This is a genomic window from Psychrobacter sp. M4, assembly GCF_055699795.1.
Genome location: NZ_CM146740.1, coordinates 2,899,219 through 2,912,174, shown reverse-complemented (window position 1 = coordinate 2,912,174; position 12,956 = coordinate 2,899,219). Strand labels below are relative to the sequence as shown.

The following is a 12,956-nucleotide window of genomic DNA, read 5'->3' as shown; positions in this document are numbered from 1 at the left end:
ATTAATGTTACTAACATAGGGGCAGTCGCCATAGAGCACAAGTTTGCTAAAGCAAATATAGGTATTGTTAGAACTAAAGTACGATTAACGGTGCTGTATTAACCATCCTCAGAGCTTTGGCATCAGTATAGCTTGGATACTAAGAAGGTATAAGGTATAAAGAATTGTCTTTATTGCAAATTATATAGCGTAGCCTTCTATCTACAACCGCTCTATAACCACTATTGTGTGTCTGCTTGCTTTTAAGTGCGTTATTAAAGTGTTCTATTGCCTGCTTTCTTTATAACACGCTCGCCACTTAACCTAAGTATTTGTTATTATAACAAGTTAGGCCAAGCTCAATCAGCGATGAAGGCTAGCTGTCATAACTAAGATAGCGATAAAATGCGAGCATCTAGCACAGTACCAAGCTCATAATGAGCTCAAAATTAGACCCATATTTTACGTCATGAGGGTGGCCAAGATGTCTTATAATGGTTAGTTTATTATAAGTGTTTAGTGACGTAAACTTATATCAGCATATCCAGTCAATATGATTGCACTCAATCATGAATTGACAACTATTTAGTATGAATAACAAGGCAGATCCTACGTGATATCAGCACCATTTATTGAATACTTGAAAAAAGGAACTTTTACTTTCCTTGGGACACTTTTGGCAGTTTATCTGTTTATCATTTTACTGACTTATACCGGCAATGATCCTAGCTGGTCGCATATCAGTAGTGATATGACGACTATTAATAATATGGGCGGCTCTACGGGCGCGTGGCTGTCGGATTTGTTTTATAGTTTTTTTGGTTTTGGGGCTTGGTGGTTGCTAATCTTTTTAGTTTATGAGTCCATTTTAATCTGGTGGGATAATAAACCGACTTTTTGGCCACTGCGTGTGGTTGCTTATGTGTTTTTATTATTGAGTAGTAGTGCGTTGTTTGCACAGCTGGTCGCTTTAGTACAGCAAGTTGCCAACCCTCTAGTGACAGGACTTGAAGGCGTAGCCGGCGGTATTATTGGACTAGAGTTGCAGGCACGTTTAGCACAGCTATTAACGCAGTGGGGCAGTGTACTGTTCTTGCTCGTATTTGTAGTGATTACGACTACTTTTGCCTTCAATATTCATTGGCAAGCGCTATATCATAAACTTGTCGATTTATCGTGGTTTGGCTCCGGTGTCAAAGCGGAGGCTACCGATACCGAACAGTATGCAAAAGATGACAACGATGAGGCGTTAGAGAATAATGAAGCTGTGCTTACAGAAGGTTTAATCAGTAAAAAGTCTAAAAAAGCCAAACCTGACTATGGACAATTGCCACTTGAGCTACAACCTACTCATAGCGAACAAACTAATCACGGACAGGCATCGATAAGTGACACAGAGCGCTTTGGTGATGTATTGACAGACTTTTTAATAAAATCAGGACTTGGCGCTAGTGTAAAAGCGACGCTTGCAACCGAAGCTGCGACCAATCAGAACGCTATGAGTGATAGTCTGTCAACCCCTACGTCTACTCTAAAGCATAATAATATCGACGCCGCGTCAGCACGTAAGGTTGAGCCCAGCTTTGCTTGGAACAATACCGATGTTATTGATGACCTATTAGCAGCTGCGCCTAATTCTAGCAATGACGACCAAGAAGCTATACCGGCGCTTGCAAGAGCACCACATACCGCTGATGCTAACGATTTTGAAGCGCCTACTTCTGAACCAGAGTTTTTTGAGACAAAAGAATCTGAATCAGAGATGGTAGCATCGCAGATATTAGAACCAGAAAAATCTGAGCAAGAGACAGCCGATCATACAGATACCGCCTTGAACGATAAATCTGACGAAGCAATCACGCCTGAAGTTGCTGAATTGGCAGATACTTGGTTGGATGCTTATCAGTCGATAGCAGCAGAATCCGAGGAGCCTTGGCAGCCAGAACCACAAGAGTCAGCTTTAACGTCCGTAACTGATCAATCGGTATCACCATCCTCAGACAATCAGCACGTAGAGGTGCAAGCTGCTACTGTTTCAGATACTGCTACTAATAAAAGAGTTTCAGAGGTACAAACCTCTATACCCGCAGCGCCAGCAGCGGACATGACTCCTACTAATACGCCACCTGCCAATCCAAAGGCTGCGCCAACCATAGAGACGGCTGAGTTAAATACCGCTACTAAACCAGTAGCTGCTGCCAAGTCAACGATGAGCTTTGCGGTACCCGAGGGCGATAGTAGTAATCTTATCACTGATATGATGCCAGACGATGATGCTGACGATGAGATAGCTACGCCAGTTATGCCAGACATCAGTGATGATGCGGCATTCAGTCAAAAGTCGCGCTCTATGCAAACGGCGGCTTACCGTAGCAGTTTAACGCCTATTCCAGAGGTATCGATACTGGATAAGCCAGATCCTGATCGTAAACCCAGCTATACCATGGCAGAGCTTGAGCAGTTATCAGAATTGCTTGAGATTAAGTTGCAGGAGTTCAATGTAAAAGCGACTGTGGTTAACGCGATCCCCGGACCGGTAGTTACGCGCTTTGAGGTGGAGCTAGCTGCTGGAGTAAAAGCCAGCAAGGTCACTGGTATCTCGCGCGATCTGGCGCGCTCTTTATCAATGGCCTCCCTGCGGGTAGTCGAGGTCATCCCGGGTAAGCCTTATATTGGTATCGAAGTGCCCAATAAGCAGCGTGAGATGGTACGCCTTATTGAGCTGTTAAATACGGATAAATACAAAGACCCCAAAGCGCAAATCAGTATGGCGATGGGCAAAGACATCGGTGGCAACCCTATTATTACCGATCTTGCGCGCGCGCCGCATATGCTGGTTGCTGGTACCACAGGCTCAGGTAAATCAGTATTGGTCAATTCCATGCTATTATCGATGCTGCTTAAATATACACCCAATGAGCTGCGTTTGATCCTGATTGATCCAAAGCAGCTTGAGCTTGCCAATTACAATGATATTCCGCATCTATTAACGCCCGTAGTCACTGATATGACCGAAGCGGCGAGCAGCTTGTCATGGTGCGTAGCTGAGATGGAGAGGCGTTATCAGCTGATGAGTTTGCTTAAAGTACGTAAGCTTAATGAGTTCAACAAAAAGGTACGCGCTGCCGAAAAAGCAGGTAAGCCCATGCTTGATCCATTGTGGCGACCCAATGACAACGTGAGCATTGAGCAAGCACCCAAGCTTAAAACCCTACCGATGATCGTCATCGTCGCCGATGAGTTTGCCGATATGATTATGCAGGTTGGTAAGCAAGCTGAAGAGCTGATCACCCGCTTAGCCCAAAAGTCGCGGGCTGCTGGCATTCATTTGATGCTCGCGACTCAGCGCCCATCAGTCGATGTCATTACCGGTCTGATTAAAGCCAATATTCCGGTACGGGCAGCGCTGCGAGTCAACTCCAAAGTAGACTCACGGACAATTTTGGATAGCGGCGGCGCAGAAGACATGCTTGGTAACGGCGATATGCTGTTTTTAGGGCCAGGGCAGATTGAGCCGGATCGCGTGCATGGCGCTTATGTGAGCGACGAGGAGGTCAACCGCGTCTGTGACGCTTGGCGTGAGCGCGGTGCTCCTGATTATATCGATAATATGGCGGGCAATTTCGAATTGTCGAGTCCGAGCGGTGGCGGCTCTGCTAATGCTTCTGGCGAGGACGACGATCTGTACAATGATGCCGTGGCCTTTATCATGGAGACGCGCAAAGTATCGGCCTCCAGTATTCAGCGTAAATTTAGTATTGGTTATAACCGCGCCGCTCGCATTGTAGACTCTATGGAGGAGGCAGGATTGGTCAGCTCTATGGGCAAAAGCGGTAAACGTGAGCTGCTGATGTAGAGTTTATACTTTTATTAGGTGTAAAAAGCGAGTTACGATAGTAGCTCGCTTTTTTATTTAAACGCATAACAAGGATGACGCTATGTTTAAAGAATACACCCAATATGACGCGCTAGGATTGGCAGGATTAGTGAATTCAAAAGAGGTCAGCGCTAAAGAGCTACTGGACGCCGCTACCCACCAAGCCAATACGCTAAATCCTAAACTCAACGCTATCATTCACCGCTTTGATGAACGCGCTTATAAGGCGGCGCAGCAAGGATTGCCTAAAGGGGTATTTAACAGTGTACCCTATTTACTCAAAGACTTATCCTTTCATTTTGCAGGTGAGCCAATAACCATGGGCAGCCGCAGCGTCAATATCGTCTCACAATATGACACCGAAATTGTCAAACGTATGAAGGCAACGGGCGTCAATACCTTTGGTAAGACCAATACCCCTGAATTTGGTTTGATTATCACTACCGAACCCAAAGCGCATGGTGCGACCCATAATCCTTTTAAAAAAGGCTATAGCTCTGGCGGCTCTTCCGGCGGCAGTGCAGCGGCGGTAAGTAGCGGCATTGTACCGATGGCAGGTGCGGGTGACGGCGGCGGTTCAATCCGTTTTCCAGCGGCGTGGTGCGGGGTGATAGGACTAAAGCCCAGCCGTGGTCGTAACCCTATGGGTCCTAAGTTTGGTGAAGGGTGGGAGGGCGCGGTCGCCGACCATGTAATTACGCGCACGGTACGTGATAGTGCTGCCATGCTCGATGCTACCAGCGGGATGGAGATTGGCGCGCCTTATGTAATTACGCCGCCTAACGGAACTTTTTTGCAAGCGGCGATGCGTGCTCCTAGAGCGTTAAAGATTGCGCTACATCAACGCCCGCTCATTGCTAATACGGTAGTTGATAAAGAAGTGTTGGCTGTGCTTGAGGGTACGGCTAAGCAGCTAGAGGCTATGGGACATAACGTCGTCCACGCTGAGCCCAATATCGATATCGATAGGTTTTGGCATGATTTTATCGTCATGATCTGCGCGCATACCGCCTTTACTGTAGATGATATTGAAAGCAATTATGGTAGTGAGCATATTAAAAACCTCGAACCACAAACCTATAATTTAGCGATGCTGGGTCGTTCACTATCGGCGGTCGATCTGGTCCATGCCAAACACGGCTGGCATGATACTCAGTACCAGACTGGGCTACTGCTTGAAGAATACGATATGATCTTATGCCCAACGGTGCCCACAACCGTTGTTAAGCACGGAGTACTGCCACCAAGCCGGATAGATGAGATGCTGATGAACACCTCAGGCTTATTAAGCCGCGGCATCAACATGGGCAAGTATACCTTTAGCTCGGGCATGATTGAGAAGCTTAGTCACCCGGTACTGAGCAAAATGTCTTTTACGCTACTTGGTAATATCACAGGTCTGCCAGCAATGTCAGTACCGATGGGTATGAGCAAAAAAGGGTTGCCCATTGGTATGCAACTGATCGGACGTATGAATGATGAGACGACGCTATTTAGCGTAGCAGGGGAGCTTGAGCGTGCAGGATTATTTACTAAGCCTGCTGTTGAGAAGTAGCCCTAAAACGATAAAAATCAGTCAAAGCGATAAATATCCATCCCCAAGCTATGATGCGCCATGCTTTGATGTACAACTGACACCCGCTGACCGGCCCCCAATGCAAAAAACAACGGTAGTAGGTGCTCATCGCTTGGATGGATGTTTTTATAATTAGGATACTGCTGCCAGTCCAGAGCCGTAGGAATGTCGATTTTAAGCTGCTGCAATAGCCAAAGCTTAAAATCCTTGGCGGTTTGATCGATACTATCAGCTTGCCAGCGCATTGCTTGCATATTATGAGTAATGTTGCCGGAGCCAATAATAAGTATTTGCTCTTCACGTAGCTTGGTCAATTGCGCGCCGAGCTGGTAGCAGGCCACACTGTCATAATACCGCGGCAGGGAGATTTGTATAATAGGCACGCTGGCCTCTGGATACAGATGCGTGAGCGGTGCCCATACTCCATGATCCCAAACCCGCATCGGATTGACACTGCAAGTGATCCCGCGCGCCGTTAGTTGCTGCGCAAGTGACTCGGCGAGAGCGGCGTGACCGGGCGCTGGATACTGCACGTCATAAAGCTCAGACTCAAAGCCTGAAAAGTCATGCCAAGTTTTGGGCTGCGGGTTGCTGCTAATCTCAAGCTTATTAGACTGCCAATGGGCGGACATAATAATGATCGCGCGCGGTACGGGTAGGTTTTGCCCTATACGCGCCAAAGCGCTAGTAGTCGCTGATTGCTCAACCGCCAGAGTAGGCGCGCCATGCGAGATAAATAGTGAGGGCAGACGTGCCGCATTAGCTAAACTTGCAGGTGCATCTTCCCACGCTACTGACGCGGTAATAGGCGTAGTAGAAGTGGTTTTATGCTGATAATCAGGACGGCTACGGCTGATATAACTGGCGGATTTTGAATAGGTCATGCTGCGTTTATTAGGGCGGGCGCGTGTTTTTCAATCTCTTTTGTCATTGATATTGCTCAATTACCGCGGTGATAAGGGTGGTTGTGATTGATACTCATGGCCCGGTAAAGCTGCTCCATAAGTACGACTCGCACCAGTGGATGCGGTAGGGTTAATGCCGATAGTGACCATGTCATATCAGCCTTTGCTAGCAGCTCTGGGGCGACCCCATCTGCGCCGCCAATCACTAAAGCGATATCATCACCTTGCTGCATCGCAGCGCTTAATTTAACCGCTAGATTTTCTGTTGAAAGCATCTTGCCTTTCACATCAAGCACCCAAAGCTGCTCACGACTAGCACTGCTATGCGCCGCTAATAGCGCCTGGCTCTCTTGTTCACGGTACTGAGCTAAGTTAGCATCGGAGGGGTTTTTGGCACGCTTGGCGGCAGCCAACTCGACCATTTCGGTACTGAGCATAGGTTGAATGCGTTTATAGTATTCATCGAAGCCGCTTTGCACCCAATTAGGCATTTTGTTACCCACTGCCAAAATTCTTGCTCTCATTACCCTTAATCCTAGTTTTAGTACTCATTGAGGTTTTTTATAGTTTGGATTTAGCTTAGCGAATCACTGTTTTTAAGGTTTCTGAAACCGTACCTTCTTTAGATTTGTCGCTCTTGGGTATGACCGCAAGCGTAGCATCAGATTCAAAAATAATAGCCTCCACATCATCTAGGTTATGAATACCTGCTGAGCGCATGGCGCTTTCAAGCTCTTGCTGGGTCAAACGCTCATCGCGCATGGCCTCAGGCAAATATTGACCTTGATAGAAAACCACGCGCGGCTCAGACAATAGCAGACTAGCAAAGGGTTGGGAGATAGAAGAGTATTTAGTTACTAAAAATTGCAACACATACAAAGTGACAAGAGAAGCTGCACCTTCGATGAACGGAATCTCTCTTAGCAAAATGATACTGGCGCCTAAGGAGCCAATCATGACCGTCATCACCCAGTCGAAGTTATTGAGCTGCGAGGTGGAACGTTTACCCGACGCTTTAGTAAGTAAAATGATTGTTATATAAACCATGGTCGCTGTTGCTGCGATACGCCCAAGTTTTTCAATATGGTCAAAAAATAACATATCCATGCTGATTATTCCTATTGACAATTTTATGCTAGTGAATCTTAATTTAGTAATGTTATCTAAAGCCAATTATAGAGTATCTACTATAAAAAATTGCTAATCAAAAGGTTTTACGTTTAGGATCTAGCAAACGATTTACAATCAAAATACTTATGCGCGCGCCTACCAAGGTTATTACCAAGATCATGACTAAAGCGGCTATCAAAGGTAGCGGCTGCTGCATAGTCATCTCCATAAATACAGCACGGTTAGCGGCGTCAAACAACCATAGCCATACTGCCAAAAAATAAATGGCAGTTATTGTCCAGACCGCTCCTGTGCCTCCAAAAGTCAAACGGTTTATCTCGCTAATGGTAAGAGCGCGCTGCTGATGTTTTGTAAATTTCAGTACCCCAATATAAGCGCCAACAAACACAGCGATAATAGTAACCAGATAGGGATTAAGAGGAAATTTTAATTGAACAATCATAAAGATAGCGCTGGCTAGCAAATAACCAACCGCGAAAAACCCTACATATTGTAATATCCCCGTCTTTGAATGCTGCTGCGTCCGTTTTGACTGAGTAGGGTCTTTGTGTTGATTAGGCGTGATCGGAGAGCGACGGGACATAGTATTGCCTATATGATCGTTAAATTGACTAGCATTAAACAGGTAACGATAAATGAGTCAAGAATGATAATGAGAGCGTGATTGTTGTGAGGTTATAACTAAAGTACAAACATTTTATTGCTGCGCTGTCCAGTCAAGCAAGCTGTCTAATACAGGTCTTGCCGTGTAAGGGTTTAGTGCTTGCTGTGTATTGATCAATCCTACCACAGAATAGTCCTGACCTGATTGTCCTTTCACGTAACCTGCCATGGCGGTAACGTTATTAAGAGTACCGGTTTTTATCCAAGCTCGTCCAATAGCAGCAGAGTCAGGCAAGCGCTCGCTATGATAAACGATGGTGCCACTCACGCCCGCTACCCCTAATGAGTTGACGTAAGCGTCAAAGCTTGGCTGATAGTAAGCATAGGTTAAGAGCTCATTTAAGTTAGCGGCGCTGATCGTACAGTCGCGGCATAGGCCGGAGCCGTTGGTTAGGTGCGGCGGTGCTGTGGTTAAGTGAGTTTGCCACCACTGATTGATAGTTTGTAGCGCCTGCGGGTAATCAGTCATTTTGGGCGCGCCAAACTCATATAAGCTAGTCGCTGACATCTTTTTATGCTGTGCTTGAGACTGCGCCTGATTAGAAGCCGATTTTTTAGAAGTTAAGTTTGTAGCACCATTTTCTATCTTATAAGCGTCTATTGATAGCGCCACTTGTTCAGTTAATACGTTGTTGGAGAAATGATTGATATCGTAAATTTGCTGCTTTAAAGGCAAGGATGGATAGCTGACGATGGGCAATGGAGTAATAGCTAGAGACTTTAAACCAGATGGCTTTGTAGATAAGTTTGTGGCAGCGAGACTGTTTTTATAATCGTTGTTTTTATAGCTATTGTTTACACCACTGTTATTTTTATAAATACTATAAGGTTGCTCTTGCGCTACAACTTTACCCGTTAAAGTATTACCTAATTGTTGCCATTTGGCAGCAACGACGCGGGAGGCAAAGTCTTTGGCATCGGGGTAAGCGATATAAAATACGTGTTCACCGCAGCTATTTGGTAATTTGGCGTTTAAGCTTAGCTGATCCATCTGCCATATTGGGGCGAGGCTATAACGAGCCTGCGAGCAAGGTGCACTGCGCATGTCAATAGTAGGTGGCAACTGATAACTAGCCAGCTGCGGCGTATAGTTAAGCTCAGCTTGTCCGTTGTCTAAAGGCCGACTTCTTAGCGCCACACTATTAAAATTGACCAAGAACCCATCAGGACTGGCGTTGTAGGAACGTAGCGGTGAGCGATCAAACGTTGCCGGATCTTTATTCACCTTATTAAAAATAGCGCTATCAATAATGATATCGCCGTTGATATGACGAACGCCTGATTTTTGCACTTGCAAAAGAAGCGCTTGCAGGCGCTCATGGGTCATCTTCGGGTCGCCGCTACCTTGGATAATAAGATCGCCATATAAGCGATCCTTAATGATAAGGCCAGTATGATAAACACGGGTATACCAAGTAAAATCAGCCCCCAAGGTATCTAGGGCAATCAAGCTCGGTACCAGCTTCATAGTGCTGGCAGGCGTGCGCGCGATGTCTATTTGATGACTGAGGATAGGTTGTGTGACATTTTGAGTAGTGTCTACCGTAGCATTAGTAGTAGCCTTGTTTTTGATGGTTGTATTTTGAGCCACCGCGCGCGCAGGTAATAGAGCAGGCGTACTTGCTATACTGTAATGAGTATAAGGATCATCAGTATAAGCGTTGATCTTGCGCTCTTGATGCCAGATCACTTGCTGATCGACAACGGGTCCGGCGTTATTTGTAGTGTTGTCTATTTTAGGACTATTATCTTTTGTGCTCGCACTATCAACTACCCTTACCACTGACGGTAAGCGGCTGTTGTATTTATCGCCAATGGGCGTCACTACAATACTGATATCCTGCGAATCTATCGCCGCGCGAGCTAGCGCAGTTTGGACAGATTCTGGCAGCGCTGCTTGACTACTTAGTGGGAGCAATACACCAATTGCAATGAGTAGCTTAAGCTTAGCTGATTTAAAGTAAAGCGGTAGTTTGAGAGTAGGGTAAGTAACCTTAGGCGCGTTCAAATCAGTAATACCTGTTGAATTATTGGCAGGTTTGACAAGGGTAGGCATGGTAGTAATATCGTCAGGTATCAAAAACCGCCTATGGTAACATGAGTTACTAACTTTTAGCTCTAGCGTTGATATTTTTAGCTTAAACAAGTACAGTTCTAACCTTAGCGTACATGCAAAAAAGCCATAGCGGTCATCACCGCATCATTATAGGCATTGTGATTACCAAGCTCCGGAATATCATAATACGCTAAGATACTGCTAAGTTGTTGCGACTGAGCTGGAATCCCTTGAGCGCCGCCCATACGCTGGCTGTAAAGCTCACGTACATCGAGCACTTCGTTAGGCAGCGACGTACCCATATAGTGCTTGACTAGTGGGTTCAAAAACGCGGTATCTATGAGCGTACAAAACCCTACCAGTGGACGATTACCGATAAAAGGCAGTAGCAAAGCGAGCATCTCATCATAAGTCATACCGTGCTCAACATCAGTAGGACGCAAACCGTGAATGACAATAGTATCTCGATCAGGCATGATCGGCGGACGGCACACCAAATGCAAACCATTGCCGGTATCAATAGTACCACCATCGATATGGATAGCAGCTACTGACAGCAAGTGATGCTTTTTGGGGTTAAGTCCAGTCATCTCACAATCAATAGCAACCCACTTCTTGGTAGGTGGCGGCTCAAACATGGATGCCAGCTCCGGACGCTGTAGCTGTCTTTTTTGCCAACTAGTTGTCAGTTGTTTAAGCCAGCTCATATTACTTTATCATCCATTTATCCAATCTCGAGCTGATAATGCTGGCGTAGCTGCGCTTTAAAGCTTTTGACGACAGCGAGGCATTCTTTGAGGACATCGCGCTCAAGCGCTGATAAGGTAGTCGGATCAACTTGCCGCGCGTGTTTGTCATCTGTAGACAGCGCTACGGTTAGACGCTGCGCCATAAAAAACTCCAGCGCCTCGTTTAGAGTGTCGGCGCGTACTTGCGTTAGCATACCCACCTCTACTAGCGCTTTGAGCCGGCCTTTGGAGCTGGGGACATACAATATATCATGCTCAAGTGTTAGAGTGCGAATACCGTGCACCAATGGGAAAATCCCTGCTTTTTTAAGGTCAATATCTTGTACGCTAGGCTTACCAAGTAATGGTATAAACTTTTGCCACCACTGATTAACTTCACCAAACTGCAGTGCAGCCCTTGCAAACTGACGTACAAACATGGGATCTGATTGTCGATGCGCAACTTTCAGGTGCTCGCGGATTTGGGTCAACAGCGACTCATCACCGCAAACGTAGGCGCCATCCAGTATCGATGATATCCAAATACTATGCATCGGATCGGTGTTTTTAAACCATAAACTGATCTGCTTTTTAAAATCACTCAGCGGTTGACGCCACAGCGGATTGGTCATCATAATATTACCATCGCACAAGGGATACCCAAGTGCCGCCAACTGCTGATTAAAGGTGTCGGCAAACTTGGCTAAGTCAGGATGAGAATAACCGTCGCGGATAATCAGGGCATTATCTTGATCGGTACGCATAATTTGTTCGCCGCGCCCCTCTGAGCCCATAACGATGACGCAAGTATTGTCAATGACCTCTTTTGGGACAATAAGCTCCCAAAGCTTGGTAAAAACTTGCGCGTTTAAGGTCTGTACCATGCGGCTTACGATACCAATCTTTACCCCGTTTTGATGCTGGGCGCGGATATAGCGGCCGATGAGTTCAACCGCGGTGTCAAGGCTTGCCATATCTTTTGCTTGTTCGATTTGCACACTGATCAGCTGCGAGTGATGGCTCAAGTGCGCCAGTACATCGCTTTGACCCAAGATACCAATGACCGCGCCTTTATCATCAATGACGGGCAGGCGATGAATACGGTAGCGCGTCATAGTCAGTAGCGCATCCCCAATCTCATCATCAGCGCCTATCGTACGCAGATTAAAGTTTGCAAACTGCCGGCAGGGTGTTGTGGCAGGATCACTTTGCTCGCTAACCGCACGGCAAAGATCAGCATCAGTCAAAATCCCCAATTCAGGTGCCAAGCCAGCTATGGGGTCAGAGGTTGAATGCGAGCCTTGAGTCTGGTCTGCTGATTGACGCAACAGTACATGTTTAAGTCCCGCAGCAGTCATAGTACGCGCCGCTTGATACAGGCTACTGTCCGCGTCGATGATATGTACGGGCAATAAAGTGACAGCCACGACAGGCTGGAGCATGATTTGCTGTACTTCTTGCTGAGCATTATAACTGGTAGCGTTTGCTCCCAGCGCTTGATTTTGAGCGCCGCGCCTTTGTTGCAACGCTTTTAGGCGCTCCGGCAGTTCATTGGATAACAACTGGCGTATGAGATGATTTTGGGCACTCATTCTATCGATGGCTGAACCCTCTACTTGCAGCAGTAAGGTGTCCTCAATAGCGCGGTATTGATATGCTGAAGTATTCTTAATATCTGCTCTAGGCAATTTAGCTGACGGCAGCTCCCGATCGTCAGGAGTACGGCGACTATCGAACCAGTCGTTACTATTGAGCTGATCGGAGTAACTACTACCGACATACGAGGCAATAAATTCGTCGCCTAAGCGCTGTTCAATCTGACCTTTTAATACCACAAAAAAATAACTTAAATCATCGGTAGGTAAAGATTCGCCAGCTGCGAGATAACGCACTTGAGTATGCTTTTTGAGACTTTGGCGCTCAGTGAGACTGAGCACATCAAAAGGGGGCTGAGTGAAATCAAGCTGCGGCATAGCATTATCCTTGATAATGTGGGCTCATGATACTGATAAAATGCTTTAAGAGGTATAACAAATGGTAA

At 46.3% G+C, this 12,956-nt stretch carries 9 protein-coding genes; 2 read left to right on the top strand and 7 right to left on the bottom strand.

Annotated features, from left to right (window positions below; genetic code table 11):
• Window positions 1-592: 592 nt before the first annotated feature.
• Both ACR63N_RS12150 and ACR63N_RS12145 read left to right on the top strand, forming a co-directional pair.
• Window positions 593-3,835, top strand: coding sequence for a DNA translocase FtsK (locus ACR63N_RS12150; protein ID WP_472782093.1), 3,243 nt, complete (start codon window positions 593-595; stop codon window positions 3,833-3,835).
• A gap of 82 nt (window positions 3,836-3,917) precedes the next feature.
• Window positions 3,918-5,411, top strand: a complete 1,494-nt coding sequence (locus ACR63N_RS12145; protein WP_472782092.1) for an amidase — start codon at window positions 3,918-3,920, stop codon at window positions 5,409-5,411.
• Window positions 5,412-5,428: 17 nt separating this feature from the next.
• On the opposite strand, the gene ACR63N_RS12140 is transcribed toward ACR63N_RS12145, so the two are convergent.
• The 7 genes from ACR63N_RS12140 to ACR63N_RS12110 form a co-directional block, all read right to left on the bottom strand.
• Window positions 5,429-6,316 carry a DODA-type extradiol aromatic ring-opening family dioxygenase gene (locus ACR63N_RS12140; RefSeq protein WP_367107257.1) on the bottom strand — a complete coding sequence of 296 codons (888 nt, stop codon included), beginning with the start codon at window positions 6,314-6,316 and terminating at the stop codon, window positions 5,429-5,431.
• A gap of 56 nt (window positions 6,317-6,372) precedes the next feature.
• Window positions 6,373-6,861, bottom strand: a complete 489-nt coding sequence (gene rlmH, locus ACR63N_RS12135) for a 23S rRNA (pseudouridine(1915)-N(3))-methyltransferase RlmH (protein WP_367104695.1) — start codon at window positions 6,859-6,861, stop codon at window positions 6,373-6,375.
• Between the two features lie 55 nt (window positions 6,862-6,916).
• Window positions 6,917-7,444 (bottom strand): DUF421 domain-containing protein, encoded by a 528-nt coding sequence (locus tag ACR63N_RS12130; RefSeq protein ID WP_472782091.1) that lies wholly within the window; start codon window positions 7,442-7,444, stop codon window positions 6,917-6,919.
• 97 nt (window positions 7,445-7,541) lie between these two features.
• Entirely contained in the window at window positions 7,542-8,051 is a 510-nt protein-coding gene (locus ACR63N_RS12125; protein WP_367110781.1) for an ABZJ_00895 family protein, read from the bottom strand.
• A 114-nt stretch (window positions 8,052-8,165) separates the two neighbouring features.
• Window positions 8,166-10,211 (bottom strand): D-alanyl-D-alanine carboxypeptidase/D-alanyl-D-alanine-endopeptidase, encoded by a 2,046-nt coding sequence (locus ACR63N_RS12120; RefSeq protein ID WP_367108426.1) that lies wholly within the window; start codon window positions 10,209-10,211, stop codon window positions 8,166-8,168.
• 80 nt (window positions 10,212-10,291) lie between these two features.
• Window positions 10,292-10,894 carry a 3'-5' exonuclease gene (locus ACR63N_RS12115; protein WP_367104699.1) on the bottom strand — a complete coding sequence of 201 codons (603 nt, stop codon included), beginning with the start codon at window positions 10,892-10,894 and terminating at the stop codon, window positions 10,292-10,294.
• 17 nt (window positions 10,895-10,911) lie between these two features.
• Window positions 10,912-12,888 (bottom strand): DUF294 nucleotidyltransferase-like domain-containing protein, encoded by a 1,977-nt coding sequence (locus tag ACR63N_RS12110; protein ID WP_367104700.1) that lies wholly within the window; start codon window positions 12,886-12,888, stop codon window positions 10,912-10,914.
• Window positions 12,889-12,956 lie beyond the last annotated feature (68 nt).